Below are 16,597 nucleotides of genomic sequence, written 5' to 3' on the forward strand. Positions count from 1 at the left end.
CGCTTCTCCCAGCGGCGGCGGCTCGCAGCACGGCGGCGGCGGGGGCGGGCAAACCGGACCGCACTGGGCGGCCGCCGAATCGGCGATGGCCGAGACAGCAAGGAAGCCTGCCGCAGCGGGCAGCCAGGTCATGATCCGCACCGCCATGGGCCGATCTCCCGAAGTAATTCACGCGCGATCCCGCACAGGCAGGTCGCTCCAGCCATCATCTGAACTGGAAAGCCTTGCGTTTCCGTTGCGTTTTGGGCGGCGCGCCGCTTGCGGCGAGGCGTACGGAGACCGCCTGCATGTTCCACGCTGATACGCAATTCCTGATCACGCACTGGACCGGGCTTGCGCGTCGGCCGCAGGCGCGCGGCGGCATTCCCGCGCGTACGGCTCTGGCCCCCGAGGCGCTGGGGGGGCGGCTCAACCGCGCCTTTGTTCTGGACGAGGCCGGCCCCCACGCCCGTTTCCGGCTTGCGGGGAGCTGGCTGGAGTCGCTCTGTCAGCGGCCGCTGGCCGGCCGGGCCTTCGGCGACATGTGGTGCGACTCCTCGCCGGCCCTGGTGTTTCCCGCCCTCGCCCGCTCCGTCCGGGAGGTCCGGCCATTCGTGGTGACGGCCCAGGTGGACGGCGGCGGGCCGGCCGCGGAGGTCTGCCTGGCGCCGCTGCGGGCGACGACCGGCGAAGTGCTGATTCTCGGTCTGGTCGCCGCGAGCGCTGGAGCCCTCCCCGGGTCCGCGCCGCGAAGACTCGTCGCGCGCCTTTCGGTCGCCGCCGGCGAGACGATTCGGCCCCCGCTCCGTCTCGTCTCCAGCCGTCGCAGCGCCTGAGGCGCGGCGATCAGAGCGGCGTCAGCCCGCCGGCGTAGCGCTTCCAGTTCTGGACGTAGTGGGCCGCGGACGCCCTCAGCGCCTCGATCTGCCCCGGCTCCAGCTGCCGGACCACCCGTCCCGGCTGCCCCATCACCAGCGAGCCGTCGGGAATCACCTTCCCCTCGGTGATCAGGGTGTTGGCGCCGATCAGGCAGTCCCGCCCGATCCGGGCGCGGCCCAGCACCACCGCGCCGATGCCGATCAGGGTGTTGTCGCCGATCTCGCAGCTGTGAAGCATGACCATATGACCGACGGTCACGCCGTCGCCGATGGTCAGCGGCTCGCCCGGGTCCGAATGCAGGACGCTGCCGTCCTGGATGTTGGTGTCGCGGCCGATGGTGATCGGATCATTGTCGCCGCGCACCACCGCGCCGAACCAGACGCTGGCGCCCGGCTTCAGAATCACATCTCCTGTCACCACAGCATTCGGCGCCACCCAGTATTCGCCGTCCGGCGGAAGCTGCGGTTTCTTGTCCGCCAACGCATATATCGTCATAGAAACATCACCTTATCTTGAGCACATTCAGCGCTTTAAGCGTTTGGAAACCACGTTAGCATCAGAGTGTTCTTGCGATTCGAGGCCCATTTCGGCCCCGGATCGGAAGCCGGATCAAGCCCGGTCCGGTCAGATCCAGGAGACGCGCGTGGCGTGCTCGGTTCGGCGGGTTCCCCCGCTGGAGGATGGCTCTTCCACCGACCCGGGCGGCTGCATCGCATTCCCTGCCCTGCTCTCCCCCCTCGTTCGAGGCGACGTCCCCGCGGCGTCGCCTTTTTTCTTGCCTGACGACGGCGCGACCGCGCCGTCGATGTCCCTTCCCCGGAGGCGTCCATGACCAAGCGTGCGGCCCTGAAGCGTCAAACCCGTGAGATGTCGCGTGAGCACGGCATTCTCGATTCGCGCCAGTTCATCGAGGACGCCAAGGTGCGGCGTCTCCCGACCCACGCCGGCTGGTCCCCCTACCCCTCGAACGACGAGAGGGAGCAGGGCTATCTGAAGACGCTGAAGCCGAAGTCCGACGGCCAGGCGGAACTGCTGACCGCGATCGACGACGCCAACCTGGTGATGGCGCTCGGTCCGGCAGGCACCGGGAAGACCTATCTGGCGGTGGCCAAGGCGGTCGAGGCGCTGGAGGCGGGCAAGGTCGGGCGGATCGTCCTGTCGCGGCCGGCGGTCGAGGCCGGCGAATCGATCGGCTTCCTGCCGGGCGACATGGAGGACAAGCTGGCCCCCTATCTGCGGCCGCTCTACGACGCCCTGTCCGACCGCCTGTCGATGAAGCGGGTGAAGGCGCTGATGGCCGAAGGGCTGATCGAGATCGCCCCCATCGGCTACATGCGCGGCCGGACGCTGAATAACGCCTTCATCGTCGTCGACGAGGCCCAGAACTGCACCTACGTGCAGCTGAAGATGCTGCTGACGCGGCTCGGCTGGCACTCGACCATGGTGGTGACCGGCGACCCCCACCAGTCGGACCTGCTGCCCGGCGTGTCGGGGCTGGCCGACATCGCCGCCCGGCTTGAGGCCGTGCCCGACATCGCCGTGGTTCGCCTCGCCGAGCGCGACATCGTCCGCCACCCGCTGGTGGCCTCGATGATCGGCGTGCTCTGACGCCGGTCAGATCAGGTCCGTCACCCGCTCCGGCTCCCGTTCGGCGGCCGGAGCGGGCCGCGCTCCAAGCCGGTCCACGAGGGCGAAGACGAACGGGTTGAGCGAGATCGACAGCAGCGCCGCCGCCAGCACCAGGTCGTGCGTCTCCCGGCTCATCGCCCCGAGCGACATGGAGAGGGCGGCGAGGATGAAGCTGAACTCGCCGATCTGGGCCAGACTGGCCGCGACCGTCAGGCTGGTCGCCCGGTCGAGCCGGAACACGCTGGTGATCGCCAGCGCCGCGACGGACTTGCCGACGATGACGATGGCGAGCAGGCCGAGCACCGCCAGCGGCTCGCGCACCAGGATGCCCGGGTCGAACAGCATTCCGACCGAGACGAAGAACAGCACCGCGAACGCGTCGCGGAGCGGCAACGACCGCTCGGCGGCGTTGTGGCCAAGCGGCGAGCTGTTCAGCACAAGGCCCGCCAGGAAGGCGCCGAGGGCGAACGAGTGGAACAGCCGGTAGGCGACCCAGGCGATTCCCAGCGCCATCGCCAGCACCCCGAGGGTGAAGAGTTCGCGCGAGCGGGTGTGGGCGATGCGCACCAGAATCCAGGGCAGGACGCGGGGTCCGATCACCAGCATGGCCGCGACGAACAGGGCCACCTTGCCCAGGGTCCACGCCATCGACCGCGCCAGCTGCGACGGGTCCAGGGTCTCGCCCGGAGCGACGATCAGCAGGGGCATCACCACCAGGGCGATGACGATGACCAGATCCTCGACGATCAGCCATCCGACCGCGATCCGGCCGACCTCGGCCTTCAGCTGCCGACGCTCCTCGATGGCGCGCAGCAGCACCACGGTCGAGGCGACCGACAGGGCGAAGCCCAGCAGGAAGGCCTCGATGTCCGGCAGGCCGAGGGCGAAGCGGCCGAGCCCCCAGCCGAGGAAGGTCGCCGCCGCGATCTGGACCAGCGCGCCCGGCAGGGCGACCTTGCGGACCTTCATCAGGTCGGCGGGAGAGAAGTGGAGCCCGACGCCGAACATCAGCAGGATCACGCCGATCTCGGCCAGTTGCGGCGCCAGCTCCATGTCCGCGACGAAGCCTGCGGTGAACGGACCGACGGCCACCCCCGCCAGCAGATAGCCGACCAGCGGCGAGAGCTTCAGCCTGTTGGCGATCATGCCGAACACGAAGGCCAGCACGAAGCCTCCGACGAGGGTCAGGATCAGGCTGTCGGCATGCGGCATCGGCGCTCCCTGGCGGGCGGGTCAGGACTTCGGTGATCAGAGGCTTCCACCTGGGGCCTTGACGGCGCCGGGGCAAGCCGAAACCGTTTGCTCGCGGCGAGATTGCCCCTTCGCGCGCCGGGCCGGGCCTGCTAACCGGAAGCGCCACATTCCAGCGACCCGAATGAAAATCCCCCGCATCGCCTACGCCGCCTACGGCTTCGCCGTTCTCGTCATCGTGCTCGACCAGCTGACCAAGGCCTGGGTCGTCACGGGTCTGGAGCTGCCGGAGGTGGGCCGGATCGTGGTCTGGGATCCGGTGTTCAGCCTGACCTGGGTGCGCAACTTCGGGGTCAGCTTCGGCCTGTTCGGGGACGGCTCGGCGCGCTGGCTGCTCACCGTCTTCTCGCTTGGCGTCTCGGTCTTCCTGGCGGTCTGGGCGACCCGCGCCGACCGGCGCCTGCTGATCGCCGCCATCGGCCTGGTCATGGGCGGGGCGCTCGGCAATGTGATCGACCGCATCCGCTACGGCTATGTCGTCGACTTTCTGGACTTCTCCGGCCTCTACTTCCCCTGGGTGTTCAACGTCGCCGACGCCGCGATCAATGTGGGAATCGTCCTGCTGATCCTCGACGCCTTCCTGTCGGAGCGCGGCGCGCGCGCCGCGGACCAGCGGAAGGCTTGACCCTGGCCCCCCGCTCGGCGGTTGGCGTCGCCGTCGAAAAGTCGTAATCAGCCGCTTCCTACAGGGTTTACGCGCGCCCCAGGCGCCGCACCGGGATCGATCATGCGCCTTCGCACCGCCGCCGTTCTGACCATCGCCGCCTCGACGCTCGCGCTCGGCGCCTGCTCCAGCCTCCGGCAGGGCATCGGCCTGACCAAGGTCACTCCCGACGAGTTCCTCACCGTCTCGACCGCGCCGCTGACCGTGCCGCCGGAGTACGGCCTGCGTCCGCCCGCGCCCGGCCAGCCGCGCCCGCAGGAGCTGGCGCCGGAGTCGGCGGCCCGCCAGATCCTGCTGGGCCAGCGCCAGGCCGTGACCCGGTCCCCCGGGGAGCAGGTGCTGGTGAGCGAGGCCGGCGGCGATCGCGCCGACCCCCTCGCCCGCTATGTGATCGACGACGAGTTCGGCGATCTCGCCCACAAGGAGGAAGGCTGGGCCAACCGGATCCTGTTCTGGCGGCGCGACGAGCCCTCGACCCAGGCGGCGTCGACCACCCAGGGGCCGGAAGGCCAGATCACCATCGACGCGGCCAGCGAATACGCCCGGGTCCAGGCGCTGACCGGCGGCCAGGCCGGCATCCTGATCACCCCGCGACGGGACAACGGCTTCAAGCTTCCGGGTCTCTAGGAACCGGAGGGCGAACCCTGACAGGCCCGGCCGCTGCAGCGGCCGGGCCTTTTCAATTCACGCCTTGGCGGCGCCCGCCCGCAGGCCGCGTTCGGCGAGCGCGACGATGGCCACGCCGCCCATCGTCAGGGCCGCGCCGGTGATGATCTGGGAGGTGAGGACGTCGCCCATGAACAGCCAGCCGATCAGGATCGACACGACCGGGGTCGCCAGCAGATAGGGCGTCACCCGTCCGGCCTCGCGCTGCTGCACCAGCCAGAACACCAGGGTGGTGGCCAGCACCGAGGAGACCAGCCCCGCCCAGCCGAGGCTCGCCCAGACCAGCAGGTCGGCCCGGCCGAGCGCCTCCACCTGACCGCGCTCGAACGCCGCCGACGCCAGGGCCAGGCTCGGCAACGCGACCATCGCCAGCAGCCCCTGCATCTTGAGCGGCGGAATCGAGGTGGTGCGACGGGCGATGACGGTGGTCATCGCCCAGGCCGCAGCCCCCGCGATGCCGACGAGGATGCCCTTCCAGTCGGCGATCGCGTGCGTATCAAGCGTCATCCAGGCGACGCCGACGAAGGCGACGCCCATGCCGGCCAGGGCGGCGCGGGAGAGCCGCTCTCCGAGCACGAGAAAGGCGAAAAGGGCGGTGAACGGCACCCACAGCTGCGCGGCGACCGACACCGGGCTGACGTCGTGCGCCAGCCAGAAGGCCAGATAGATCAGGCCGTAGTGCAGCGGCCCGCCGACCGCCACGATCAGAAGCAGGCTCTTCCAGTTCGGGAAGGGCGGCCGCACGAAGGGGATCAGGCAGGCGGCGGCGATGGCGAAACGCAGCGATCCCGTCAGCAGGGGCGGCAGGGTTTCCGTGGCCAGCTTCGCGGCGGCGTTGTTGACTCCCCAGATGACGACGACCGCGACGATGGCGGCGATCTCGGCCGGAGACAGGGGAGCGGGAGACGGCGCGGCGGGCTTCACCCGCACCGCCTAGCCTGCGCCGGGCTGCGGCGCGAGACCGCCGCGCGACACTTCGCATTTCAGAGTGTGGCGGATCAGAAGGCGGGGCGCGACAGCATGAGAACGTAGATGCCGATCACGCCCGCGAAGGCTGGCCAGCCAAGGGCGAACCAGATGCGGTACAGGCGATCATAGGCCGGCGGCAGCGGCTCGCCCGCCGCCGCGGCGGCGGCGGCGAGGCGCACAAGCCTCTGCTGGATCCAGACCACCGGCAGCCAGCAGGCGCCGACCAGAACATACAGGCCATAGCTCGCGAGCAGCCACGGCTCGCCCGGCGAGTATCCCTGCAGGCGCATCAGGGCCAGGCCGCTGAGCGGCTGGACCACCACCGCGGTGGCCGTGAAGAGGAAGTCGGCCTGGACCACCATCCGTCCCACCGCTGCGGCGACGGCCGGATCGCGCGTCGACCGGGCCCGGACCATGAAGAAGGCGATCCCCGCCCCGGTCCCGAACAACACGGCCGCGGACAGCACATGAACCAGCTTCAGCAGGACGTAGAGGCTGATCATCGCCGCGCATCCGTCGCCGCCACGAACAGGCACAGGACCATCATGGGGATCACCTTCAGCCAGGGGCCGAGGGGATCCGCCCAGTATTGGGGCAGGCTCAGCGTCGCCGCGACGAGGTAGCCGGCCGTGGCCAGGACCATCACCAGCGCCACGCGGCCGGTCCACGGTCGGACGAAAAGGGCGAGGCCGAGAGCGATGTCGAGCGCCGCCCCCCAGCCGGCGACGGGCCCGGCCCAGCGACCGTAGCCGCCCTCCTGCAACACCTCGACCGCCCGTCCCCAGCCGGGGCCGAAGGTGATGAGGCCGGTCAGCAGCCAGAACAGGCCCAGCGCGGTGACGGCCGCCGGCCGCACGAACCAGAGTCGCGCGTGCCAGACGTCCTGGACGGAGGCGGGCGCGGCCGACAGGGCGGCGACCGGATCCCGGGCGCGGACGCCCAGCGCCTCCTGCCAGTCGTCTTCGCGGCCGGCGACGTCGTGGTCGAGCTGACGCATGGAGGTGGAGGTCAGCGGGGAGAACCAGCCCATGCGCGCCAGCAGGTCGCCGAGGCGGAGGACCGGAGCGACCATCCAGCGCGGCGCGCGCGCAACCGGCGCCGGCGGGAGACCCAGCCAGCCGCGGTAGAGGCGGAGTAGATCGACAAGGCTGACCGACTGCGGCCCGGAGACGTCGAAACTCCGGCGCACGGCCTGCGGTCGTTCCAGCGCCGCCCCCACCGCTGCGGTGAGATCGTCCATCGGCACCGGCCGCACCGGCTGGCCGCCGTCGACCACGGGAATCACGCCCGGAAACGCCGCCATCGCCCGGAGCAGACCGGTGCCCCCGAAGGCCCCGCGCCCGAGCACCAGCGAAGGCCGCAGGATCGTCCAGTCCAGCCGGCTGGCGCGGATCATCCTTTCGGTTTCAGCCTTGGTGCGGGCGTAGGCGGTGTCCGCCTCATCGTCCGCCCCGACGGCGGAGAGATGCACCAGCCGCTTCACGCCCGCCGCCTCACAGGCGGTGATCAGCGCCCGCGGGCCCGTGACGTGCGCTGCTCGGGTGTCGTCGCCTCCGCCGTCCTGCAGGACGCCGACGCAGTTCACCACCGCGTCCACGCCCTCCAGCAACGGCCGCCAGGCCGCCGGATCGCCCAGCGTTCGAAAATCGACGGCCGTCCACTCGTGCTGCGGAGCCCGCCGGGACGCCGGGTCCGGCCGCCGCGCGCCCGCGCGGACGATCCATCCGGCGGACGAAAGGGCGGCCGCCACATGGCTGCCGATGAACCCGTTCGCCCCCAGCACCAGCACGCGCCCCCGCGGCGTCATGGCGCCCGGCCCGTGGTCAGAACGGGATGTCGTCGTTCAGGTCGTAGCTCTCGCGCGGCCCGGAGGGCTTGTTGGCGCCGCCGGTGGAGAAGCCGGACGAATAGTCGTCGTCCCCGCCGCCGCGGGACATGCCGCCGCCCTCGCCGCGGCCGCCCAGCATGGTCAGCTCGCCCTTGAACTTCTGGATCACCACCTCGGTGGAGTACTTCTCCACGCCCTGCTGGTCCGTCCACTTGCGCGTCTGCAGCTGGCCCTCGACGTAAACCGTCGAGCCCTTCTTCAGGTAGTTCTCACAGACCTTGACGATGTTGTCGTTGAAGATGACGACCCGGTGCCACTCGGTCTTTTCCTTGCGCTCGCCGCTGCTCTTGTCGCGCCAGGTCTCCGAGGTGGCCAGCGACAGGTTGGCGACCCGCTCGCCGCTGTTGAGGGTGCGGATTTCCGGGTCCCGCCCGAGGTTGCCGACCAGAATGACCTTGTTGACGCTGCCCGCCATCTCGAGCTCCTTTTTCTCTCGTCCGCTGGCCTAGCGCGCTTCGCGCCGCGCCGGCCGAACAATTTCGCAGCCGCCGGATGTTTCCCACAGCCGCGGCGCCGTGCGGCGCGACCTTACCCCGGCCGAGGCGAATGTTCCAGCTTTGTTCCTCAACCCGCCGGCGTCGCGCCCGACTGGGCGTCGACCTCGCGCTGGATCGCGCCGGGGATGGCCAGACGGCCGTCGCCGGTCCGCGCCAGCGCCATGAACCGCGCGCCCTCCAGCGTCTGACCGAAGGAGACGCCGGCCCTGTCGATGAAGATGAAGCGTCCCTGGTAGGCGCCGACGATCTCGCGACGGCTGCCGCCCATGCGCAGGAAACGCAGCCGCATCTCCTCCAGCCGCGCCGCGCAGAACTCGATCTGCGGCTGATCTTCGGCGACGACGTTGAAACTGGGGGCCTGGCCGGCCTCGCCGGGCTCGACCGCATAGCAGACGCCCCGGTCGAACGGGGCCTTGGTGGACTGGCTGCAGCCGGCCGCGGCCAGGGCGCAGGCGACAGCCGCGAGGGCGGGAGACAGACGCATCAACGGAGCCCCGGGAACTGACAGCTGCGGTCCTGCTCCGCCAACGTGCGGAAGTTGTTGTTGTCGGCCGACTGCTCGACCCGGCGCGGCACCAGCCGCAGGGTCGTGTCGCCCCAGCGCCCGTACTGGGCGTCGCCCGGCCGCACGCAGGTGCCGGCATAGAGCGCCTGGACGCAGGCGTTCAGCGTCGTGCCGGACGAGAGCATCCGCCATTCGGAACCGGTGTAGCGCAGGCACTGCTCGGTGGCGGCCTGCTGCGGCGCGGGGCGGGCAGGCTCGGTGCTCTCCAGCGGCGCGGGCGCCGGCGCGGCGTCGGCGAGCTCCGCAGGAGGCTCGGCCGGCGGGGGCGCGAACGACGCCGTAGGAGCGGCGACAAGCGCGCCCGTCTCGTCGATGCCGACGTCGAGGGCGTCGGTCGCGAGGCCGTTGCGCCGGGCGCAGTCCGCCAGCGTCGCCATGCCGACGAACTGGCCGGCGACATAGCAGCGGAGCTCGCGGGTCGCGTCCAGCGCGGGCGCTTCGGCCACGTCCACGACCAGCCCCCCCTGCGCCGCGGGCGGCGGCTCGGAACTGCGGTCGCGGCCGCCGGAGACGATCAGCGCGATGACGATCGCCGCAAGGACGGCGACGGCTGCACCGATGGCGATGAGAACTCGGTTGTCCCGGGGCATTCCTGGCTCGCGCGAAGGGAAAGCCCAATAACCCCGCGGGAGCCGCCGCCGTCAACGGCAATCGGCGATCAGCCGCCCAGCCGCGACAGGGCCGCCTGGTAGTTGGCCAGCTGGGCCGTGAGATAGGCCGGAGCCGGCCCCGTCGCCGCCGGCGTGGCCGAGGCGGGGGCGAGCGAACGGTAGGCGTCGCGCACCGCCTTCATGGCCGCCTGGATGCGCTCCCCGGCGGCCTTGGTCGAGGCGGCGTCGCCGAGGCTCAGATCCGCCGGAAGGTCGAGACCGAAGGTCTTGCGCGCGCCGTCCCCGGAGGTCGGTCCCACGAAGCCCGGCGACAGGCCCAGCCCCGCCAGCGCGTCACGACCGGCCTCGCCGGCGGTGATCACCGCGCCCGCCTTGCCGCTTCGCGCCATGATCGAAAGCCGCTGGAAGCCGCCGGTGGTGGTGGTGACCTCGCCGTCCCGGCCGGTCACCGTCCCGCCCTCGGACGCCACCGTCACCTTCAGCTTCGAGCCCGAGGCGATCTCGATCTTCCGGGCCAGCGAAGCGAGCGTATCCTTGGCTTCGATGGTCACGGCCACCGACCGGCCGCCGTCGGCCGGGCTCACATAGAAGCGGTCTCCGGCGCGGAGCGAGGTGGCGTCGATCAGCCGCTTCGAGTCGCTCTGGTCGATCTCGCCCTGCGGCAGACCCAGCCGGTCGAGCACGCTGGCGCCGCCGGCCGCCACGGCGAGGGTGAGAGGCCGCGCCTGCTGGCCCTCTCCGGACCAGGTGCGCTGGTACTCGACGGCGCCTGTCAGCGGATCCAGGCGCGCGAGGAAGCCCTGCGTGGGGTCCTCGGGCTTCGCCGTCTGGCTGCGGTCCGAGACCCCCGTCACCCAGACCTTCCCGTCGTGGACCTTCACGCCGGCGGCCGTGTCGTCCCCGGCGCCTCCGAACCAGTTCAGCCGGTCCGTCGGAGCGGCGGCCAGATCGGCCGACAGGGCCGCCACGAAGACGTCCTTGCCCCCGGAGTGCGCGGTCGTGGTCGAGCCGGCGGACAGGCCCGAGTCCCGGCTGGCCCCCGTCAGCACGACCCGGCCGTCCGAAATCGCCAGTCCGGAGATCTCGCCGCTGATCGGGCCCAGATCGCGCGTGGAGGCGAGGGTCGGCGCGCCGTCCGCATCCAGGGTGAAGCGTCGGACGACGGCGCGGCCGCCCTCGACGCCGGCGGTGTAGAGATTGGAGCCGTCGACCGCGACGGCGGCGACGCTGTCGTCAGCCGCGGTTCCGAACTGTTCGGTCGCCGTGGCGCGGGCGACGATCCCGGCCGTCGGGTAGGGCTCTCCGGCCTTGAAGGCCTGGAGATAGCCGTCCCAGCCGCCGACAGCGCCGGCGCCCGGCAGGGCGGAGCGGGCGCGGCCGCCGACGTAGACGATCCCGTCCGGCCCGAAGCTGACGGCCGTCGCCTCGTCCGCCGCACGCGCGCCGCGGCGCTGGGTCCACAGTTCGCGGGCCTCGGCGTCGAACACCGAGACGAAGCTGTCCGCCACGCCGGCGGCGTCGCCCTGGCGTCCGGCGTCGGCGGCGCTGGTGTTCAGCGCGCCCGTCACCGAGCCCGCCACGGCCACCTGTCCGTCCGATCCCACGGAGATGGCGTAGCCGCTCGCGGTCGAGGCCGCGCCGAGGGTCCGGGTGGCGACCAGCCGGCCGGCGCTGTCGTACTTCATCAGGGCGACGTCCCTGACCCCCTTGATCGGCTGGGTGTCGGGCCCCGCCGTGACGTCAGCCACCAGCCACAGGGATCCGTCGGGCCCCACGGCGCTGGCCCGCACCGCCTCGACGCCGTCCGGAAGATTGTCCTGAGACAGCCGGTCCTCGACCCAGTGGGTTTCGCCCACGCCGCCGCCCGCGGGGGCCGGGGCCGACCCCCCGTCGCTGCGGAACTTCAGAAGCTGGTGGCCGCCGGCCCCCGCGGCCTGCACCACATAGACCGCGTCCGAGGTCTCGGCGGCCGTGAAGCCCACCGTCTCGGTCGAGGTCCCGCGGACCGCCAGCGCCCAGCGGTCGGGGCCCGCCGGGAGGGTGACCGTCCGGCCGTTCACCTGCAGCGTCTTCGGCTCGGCCTTGATGTGCTCGCGCCCGAACCGCGTCTGGACGCCGGCCGCCTCCAGCTTCTCGTTGATGTGCCGCACGACGTTGTCGAGCGTGCGCGGCTGCGCGCCCATCTCGGCGAGATCGATCTGGATGGTCTGGGTGCTCGATCCGCTGATTCCCACCGGCTTCCGGATGGTGATCCCGAAGCGGGTGTCCCCGGCGAAGGCGGCCACCGGACTGTCGAGCGGGCCCTCATGGACCGGCCCGGTGATCGAGCGGGCGCTGTCGCGCGGCACGGCGGCGGACGTCTTGCTGGTCATGCTCGACGTGCCCTGCACCAGGCGGACCTGGTCGAACTCCGCCGCCTTCAGCCAGTCGCCGATCTCCCCGACCCCGGCCGAGAACCGCCGCTGCAGCTGCGTCAGCTCCAGCGCGGAGAGCCCCTTCACCGAGGCGCGGTTGGCGAGGACGTTGAGCGTGTCCAGCCCTTGGTACAAGGCGAACAGCTTGCGGTAGTCGGCGGAGGCGCCGGGCACGTCCAGCTGCGCCGCGCCCTCGTCGATGAAGTTCCGGCCGGCGAGGGCCGCGCGAAGCTGGGCGCTCGGCTCGGGGGGCTTGGTCGAGGTCGACCAGGGCGGGGTCGGCTGCGCCTTCTTCGGGGTCGGCGCAAGGCCGCCCGCCGTCGTCGACGACAGCGACGTCCCTCCGAAAAGCCCGAGCAGGTAGCTGTTGTCGATCACAGGGCGCTCCCGCCGGCCATCCTGACGGCTTGACCGTAAGGAGGCGTTAACAGCGGAGCCGGGACTCCGCGGCCGACTCGGGGAACAATGGTCGCCGGCCGTAGTTTACGACGGTCCGCATGCGGAGGGACAAGCCCGTGACCGCCTTCCTTGACGCCCTGACTTCCCTGCTTTCGTTGTACGGATTCGGCCCCCGCGCCGCCCAGCGCCGCCGGCCCGCGCCGGTCCATATCGGCCATCCGCGCCGGGGCTGAACCGCCGGTCAGCCGCCGCGGAACAGCGACAGGATGATCTGCGGCGCCTGGTTCGCGATCGACAGCGACTGGGCCCCCAGCTGCTGCTGCACCTGCAGCGCCTGAAGGCGCGCGCTTTCCTTCGCCAGATCCGCGTCGACGAGGTTGCCGATCCCCGACTCGAGCGTGTCCACCAGCTTGGTGACGAAGCTGTTGTGGGCCTCGATCTGCTTGGCCTGGGCGCCCAGCTCGCCGAGCGCGGCGTTGAGCTGGCCGATCGAGTTGTCGAGGCGGGTGAGCGCCTGGTCGGCGCCGCTCAGCGTCAGCAGGCTGTCGGTGGCGGTCGTCAGATCGATGATGCCGCCGCCCAGCGTCAGGTCCTTGGCGGACAGGGTGACCGTCCCCGAGGCGTCGGCGTTGGCGAGGAAGGCGATGCCGGTCGTCAGCGTGCCGTCCAGGATGTTGGCGCCGTCGAAGGTCGCATTGTCCACGGCCGAGGCGATGGCGCGCAGCAGGGCCTGGAAGTCGGCGTTGAGGAGTTCCCGGGACTGCGTCTTCAGGGAAGAGTCCTTGGCGGCGACCACCTTCTCCTTCAGCTGGTTGAGGAGATCGGAGATCGACTCGCCGGCGGCGAGGGCCACGTCGGCGATCGAGGTGGCGCGGTCGAGGCTCTGCTTGACGGCGCTGAGGGCCCCGACGTCCGCCCGCTGCTGCTGGGCGATGGCCCAGATGGCGGCGTTGTCCTTCGCCCCCTGGACCTTCAGTCCGGTCGAGATGCGGCTCTGCACGTCAGCCAGTCGGCTGTTCGTGCTGGAGAGATTCTGCAGCGCGATCGCCGCTGAAGCATTGGTGTGGACGCTGTTCGTCATCCGACTCGGCCCTTTCAGGTTTGGGGCAAGCTAGATGGCCAAGCGTGGACACATGGTTAACGCGCGCTAACCAAGCGTTTTAACCGCGCGGATCGCTCCTGCGCGGGGTCCGGCGGGATGGCGCCGGCGTCAGGCCCGGGTGTCGATGACCGAGCCGCTGCTGTAGTCGGCCGTCCGCATCAGCTCGACGACCTGTTCGCGGGGCAGCTGCTTCACGACCTCGCCGGTCACGCGGTCGAGGGTCTTGTAGATGAACGAGCCGGCCGAGGGGCCTTCCTCGATCACCAGCCGGTAGCGGGACGCCTGGTCCGCCTCCTGCTGCGCGCGCGAATCACGGAAGTCGCCGCTGGCGGTTGAGCCTGCGGCGGCGGGTACGATCGCTCCGAGGGCGAGGGGTTCTATCTTTGCATGGTTCTGCATCACTCCTTCCGGCGGCTTTCGCCGGCGGCTCCCTGTCAGGGGCCCGGACGGGTCGGGCGGGGCGCGGGCGCCCCGCCCTTCCGCAAATCCTTAGCGGAACAGTCCGAGCAGGATGGAGGTCGAGGAGTTGGCGATCGACAGCGCCTGCACACCCAGCTGTTGCTTGGTCTGCAGCGCCTGCAGTCGGGCGCTTTCCTTGGCCAGGTCGGCGTCCACCAGGTTGCCGACGCCGGCTTCCAGGGTGTCCTGGAGCTTGTTGACGAAGGTCAGGTGGGTGCCCAGCGACTTCGAGCCGGTGCCGAGGCGGGCCAGCGAAGCCGAGACGTTGGCGATCGAGGCGTCGACCTTGGCCAGGGCGGCCGTGGCGGCCGTGGCGGTGTCGATCTCCTCGCTGGTCGTCAGGGTCACGATCGAACCGGAGAGGCTCATGTCCTCGTCGTTGATCGTGATGGTCGAGCCCGCGATGTTGGCGAGGGCCTTGAAGCCCGCCGTCGCCGAACCGTCGAGCAGGTTGACGCCGTTGAACGAGGCGTTGCTCACCACGGTGGCGATCTGGTCGCGGATCGAGGTGAAGTCTTCGTTCAGGGCGTCGCGCGCCGCCGTGGTCAGCGACGTGTCGGTCGCGGCCAGGGCCTTTTCCTTCAGCTGAATCAGCAGATCGGAAACGCTTTCACCCGCGGCCAGGCTGACGTCCACGGCCGACTGGCCGCGGTTCAGGCTGTCCTTGACGGCGTTCAGGGCGCCGATTTCGGAACGTTGCCCCTGGGCGATAGCCCAGACGGCGCCGTTGTCCTTGGCGGACGCGACCTTCTTGCCGGTGTTGATGCGGGATTGAACCGTGCTCAGTTCACTGTTGGTGACCTGGAGGTTCTGGAGGGCGATCATCGCGCCCACGTTCGTGTTAACGCTGTTCAGCGCCATGGCACGTAGTCCTTCTTTCAAGGTGTCCGACGCCATTTTGGCTGCCGGGAGCATTTTGCTCGCTCCGCCTGCAGCAAGGACCGAACCATCCGCCGACGGCGGCGTGCCAGTGCCCCCGGCCTTGATTTTGTTGCGGTAGTTTTCGTTAAGCCTGCCCGGACGGCGGCAGGAAGTGCCGACCGCCCGGCAGGTTCTGCCGGGCGCCGGGAACAATCTGCCGGGCGGTCGTGGAATTCAGCGGCCGCTTCCCGGGCGGGGCGATCCTCCGGTCCGCCACCGGTCCTGCAGCGCGCGCTCGGCCTGCAGCGTCTCCACCGCCAGCCGCCGCGCGGCGTCGCACATCACGAGCGCCGCGCCGCGGGCCATGTAGGACGCTTCCAGATCAGCCAGCGTCGGCCGGGCCGGCAGCCGGTCCAGCCGGCAGGGGCTCATCGCCTCCGACGGCAGGTCCAGCCGGGGCGGCGGCGCAGACCTCGGGGGCGAGGTCGCACAGCCGGCGATCATGATCAGAGAGACGACCGATCCGGTCCGGATCCAGGGGGTGTTCGGCGTCATGGGCGTTCCTCGCCCCGGCCTCGGCGCGTGCGGTCGCACGCTCGAGGGCGAGGGCCTGTTGGTGATGGATGTCGAGACGGCGGCTCTGGGTCACGGCGGCCTCGCGCTCGAGCCGCCGCGCCGCCGCATCGGACTCCGCCGCGGTCGCGCGGGCCTCGGCGGCAGCGAGGCGGCGGGCGGCGCGGTCGAACGGATCCCAGCGAAAGCCGAGGCCGTGCGCCAGCAGCAGGGCCGCGCCGAGCGCCAGCACAAGGGCCGCGATCCGCCCCGCCGGCCCCGCCAGCCGCCACAGCTGACGCGCGCTCACGGAAAGGCCTTCCGGTCGAGTTCGAAGTGGGGCCCGTCCCTGAGTTTCGGCCAGTCGCCGCCCCAGACGATCGGCGTCCCCTGCCGCACGGCGGCCGCCTTGAAGGCGGTGGCGATGCGCGGGTACAGCGGCCAGTCCCAGCGCACCTGCCCGTCGACCAGGGCCGCCACGTCCACGGCGTGGCCGGTGAGATGGCGCGAGTTGCGGGTCCGGCTGGCCCCCGCCCGCACCAGCGCGGCCTGCCGCTCCGGCGTCCGCAGGCCTTCGGTGACCATGAAGTCGACCGGCGTCAGGGCCGCGGCTTCCTTCACCAGGCTCACCAGCCGGGGATGGACGCCCGCGAGCCGCTTCAGCGACCGTTCGGAGAGCCGGAAGCCCATCAGCGGTCCTCCCGCGAGGCGCCGGGACGCAGCAGCGACAGGCTGGCGATCAGCTGCTGGGCGCTGGGCGCCACCAGGTAGAGGATGAGGTTCAGCGCCAGCAGGGCCATCAGGGCGTGCGCCAGCCGCGGCGCGGCCTCCGGCGGGACCGTGGCGATCAGGCGGTCCAGCAGCAGCCAGGCGCCGCCGCTGGTGATGAAGACGTAGAGGCGACGCCACAGCCAGCGGCCTTCGGCGAGGCTGGAGGGAGCGTTCTCGGGAGCTTGGGCCATCGTTGATCTCGAAATTCCGGGTACTGGGGAAGCAAGCGGCGGCGGGGCGTCAGCCGGCGGCGATCAGCCAGACGAGCCCGGGCGCGCCGTCGCCGCCCGCGCCGCCTGCCGAGGTCCCGGCTCCGCCCCCGCCGCCGCCGCCGCCGTGCTGGCCGCCGGCTCCGCCCGGATGGCCGGCCCCGGACGCGGAAGCGCCGGAGCGGGGCAGGCCGGCGGAGACACCCGCATCCTGCGCGACGGGGTGCAGCTC

21 protein-coding genes are annotated in these 16,597 nt (G+C 71.2%); 4 read left to right on the top strand and 17 right to left on the bottom strand.

The genetic code is table 11. The annotated features are described in order from the left end of the window. The first annotated feature begins 287 nt into the window (after nucleotides 1-287). Complete coding sequence (locus H2038_RS14175; RefSeq protein WP_292114569.1) at nucleotides 288-815, top strand: PAS domain-containing protein; 528 nt, start codon at nucleotides 288-290, stop codon at nucleotides 813-815. A 10-nt stretch (nucleotides 816-825) separates the two neighbouring features. Here the strand turns inward: H2038_RS14175 and H2038_RS14180 are convergent, their stop codons facing one another. Further along, nucleotides 826-1,353 carry a gamma carbonic anhydrase family protein gene (locus H2038_RS14180; RefSeq protein ID WP_292114600.1) on the bottom strand — a complete coding sequence of 176 codons (528 nt, stop codon included), beginning with the start codon at nucleotides 1,351-1,353 and terminating at the stop codon, nucleotides 826-828. A gap of 333 nt (nucleotides 1,354-1,686) precedes the next feature. Between H2038_RS14180 and H2038_RS14185 the strand changes: the two genes are divergently transcribed. Then, complete coding sequence (locus H2038_RS14185; RefSeq protein ID WP_292114604.1) at nucleotides 1,687-2,466, top strand: PhoH family protein; 780 nt, start codon at nucleotides 1,687-1,689, stop codon at nucleotides 2,464-2,466. 6 nt (nucleotides 2,467-2,472) lie between these two features. Here the strand turns inward: H2038_RS14185 and H2038_RS14190 are convergent, their stop codons facing one another. After that, complete coding sequence (locus tag H2038_RS14190) at nucleotides 2,473-3,699, bottom strand: cation:proton antiporter (protein ID WP_292114607.1); 1,227 nt, start codon at nucleotides 3,697-3,699, stop codon at nucleotides 2,473-2,475. 163 nt (nucleotides 3,700-3,862) lie between these two features. On the opposite strand from H2038_RS14190, the gene lspA reads away from it, so the two are divergent. Together lspA and H2038_RS14200 are read left to right on the top strand one after the other, a co-directional pair. Continuing rightward, nucleotides 3,863-4,363 (top strand): signal peptidase II, encoded by a 501-nt coding sequence (gene lspA, locus H2038_RS14195; protein ID WP_292114610.1) that lies wholly within the window; start codon nucleotides 3,863-3,865, stop codon nucleotides 4,361-4,363. Nucleotides 4,364-4,465: 102 nt separating this feature from the next. Next, nucleotides 4,466-5,029 (top strand): DUF3035 domain-containing protein, encoded by a 564-nt coding sequence (locus H2038_RS14200; RefSeq protein ID WP_292114613.1) that lies wholly within the window; start codon nucleotides 4,466-4,468, stop codon nucleotides 5,027-5,029. A 57-nt stretch (nucleotides 5,030-5,086) separates the two neighbouring features. On the opposite strand, the gene H2038_RS14205 is transcribed toward H2038_RS14200, so the two are convergent. The 15 genes from H2038_RS14205 to H2038_RS14275 form a co-directional block, all read right to left on the bottom strand. After that, nucleotides 5,087-5,992, bottom strand: coding sequence for a DMT family transporter (locus H2038_RS14205; protein ID WP_292114615.1), 906 nt, complete (start codon nucleotides 5,990-5,992; stop codon nucleotides 5,087-5,089). A 74-nt stretch (nucleotides 5,993-6,066) separates the two neighbouring features. Beyond that, complete coding sequence (locus H2038_RS14210) at nucleotides 6,067-6,540, bottom strand: DUF2269 domain-containing protein (protein ID WP_292114618.1); 474 nt, start codon at nucleotides 6,538-6,540, stop codon at nucleotides 6,067-6,069. Then, nucleotides 6,537-7,844, bottom strand: a complete 1,308-nt coding sequence (locus H2038_RS14215) for an SDR family oxidoreductase (protein WP_292114621.1) — start codon at nucleotides 7,842-7,844, stop codon at nucleotides 6,537-6,539. Before H2038_RS14215 ends, H2038_RS14210 begins: the two co-directional genes overlap by 4 nt. Before the next feature lie 16 nt (nucleotides 7,845-7,860). Further along, complete coding sequence (ssb, locus tag H2038_RS14220; RefSeq protein WP_292114623.1) at nucleotides 7,861-8,340, bottom strand: single-stranded DNA-binding protein; 480 nt, start codon at nucleotides 8,338-8,340, stop codon at nucleotides 7,861-7,863. Nucleotides 8,341-8,489: 149 nt separating this feature from the next. Continuing rightward, nucleotides 8,490-8,906, bottom strand: coding sequence for a hypothetical protein (locus H2038_RS14225; RefSeq protein WP_292114626.1), 417 nt, complete (start codon nucleotides 8,904-8,906; stop codon nucleotides 8,490-8,492). Next, nucleotides 8,906-9,577 carry a hypothetical protein gene (locus tag H2038_RS14230; protein WP_292114628.1) on the bottom strand — a complete coding sequence of 224 codons (672 nt, stop codon included), beginning with the start codon at nucleotides 9,575-9,577 and terminating at the stop codon, nucleotides 8,906-8,908. Before H2038_RS14230 ends, H2038_RS14225 begins: the two co-directional genes overlap by 1 nt. Before the next feature lie 68 nt (nucleotides 9,578-9,645). Beyond that, nucleotides 9,646-12,390, bottom strand: a complete 2,745-nt coding sequence (locus H2038_RS14235; RefSeq protein ID WP_292114631.1) for a transcriptional regulator — start codon at nucleotides 12,388-12,390, stop codon at nucleotides 9,646-9,648. A 262-nt stretch (nucleotides 12,391-12,652) separates the two neighbouring features. Next, nucleotides 12,653-13,492, bottom strand: a complete 840-nt coding sequence (locus H2038_RS14240; protein ID WP_292114635.1) for a flagellin — start codon at nucleotides 13,490-13,492, stop codon at nucleotides 12,653-12,655. A gap of 129 nt (nucleotides 13,493-13,621) precedes the next feature. Beyond that, nucleotides 13,622-13,912: a hypothetical protein gene (locus H2038_RS14245; RefSeq protein WP_292114638.1), complete on the bottom strand. Its 291-nt coding sequence runs from the start codon at nucleotides 13,910-13,912 to the stop codon at nucleotides 13,622-13,624. Between the two features lie 90 nt (nucleotides 13,913-14,002). Beyond that, nucleotides 14,003-14,833 (bottom strand): flagellin, encoded by an 831-nt coding sequence (locus H2038_RS14250; protein ID WP_292114654.1) that lies wholly within the window; start codon nucleotides 14,831-14,833, stop codon nucleotides 14,003-14,005. A 234-nt stretch (nucleotides 14,834-15,067) separates the two neighbouring features. Beyond that, nucleotides 15,068-15,265 carry a hypothetical protein gene (locus H2038_RS14255; protein ID WP_292114641.1) on the bottom strand — a complete coding sequence of 66 codons (198 nt, stop codon included), beginning with the start codon at nucleotides 15,263-15,265 and terminating at the stop codon, nucleotides 15,068-15,070. Beyond that, nucleotides 15,216-15,695, bottom strand: a complete 480-nt coding sequence (locus H2038_RS14260) for a hypothetical protein (RefSeq protein WP_292114644.1) — start codon at nucleotides 15,693-15,695, stop codon at nucleotides 15,216-15,218. The genes H2038_RS14255 and H2038_RS14260 overlap by 50 nt, the downstream gene beginning before the upstream one ends. Then, on the bottom strand, nucleotides 15,692-16,075 hold the full coding sequence (locus tag H2038_RS14265) for a M15 family metallopeptidase (RefSeq protein WP_292114646.1): 384 nt from the start codon (nucleotides 16,073-16,075) through the stop codon (nucleotides 15,692-15,694). The genes H2038_RS14260 and H2038_RS14265 overlap by 4 nt, the downstream gene beginning before the upstream one ends. Then, nucleotides 16,075-16,347 (bottom strand): hypothetical protein, encoded by a 273-nt coding sequence (locus tag H2038_RS14270; RefSeq protein WP_292114649.1) that lies wholly within the window; start codon nucleotides 16,345-16,347, stop codon nucleotides 16,075-16,077. The genes H2038_RS14265 and H2038_RS14270 overlap by 1 nt, the downstream gene beginning before the upstream one ends. Before the next feature lie 49 nt (nucleotides 16,348-16,396). After that, nucleotides 16,397-16,597, bottom strand: a 201-nt coding sequence (locus H2038_RS14275; RefSeq protein WP_292114652.1) for a hypothetical protein, incomplete at its 5' end; no start/stop codon positions are given.

It is taken from the genome of Brevundimonas sp., assembly GCF_013912005.1.
Lineage (GTDB): Bacteria > Pseudomonadota > Alphaproteobacteria > Caulobacterales > Caulobacteraceae > Brevundimonas.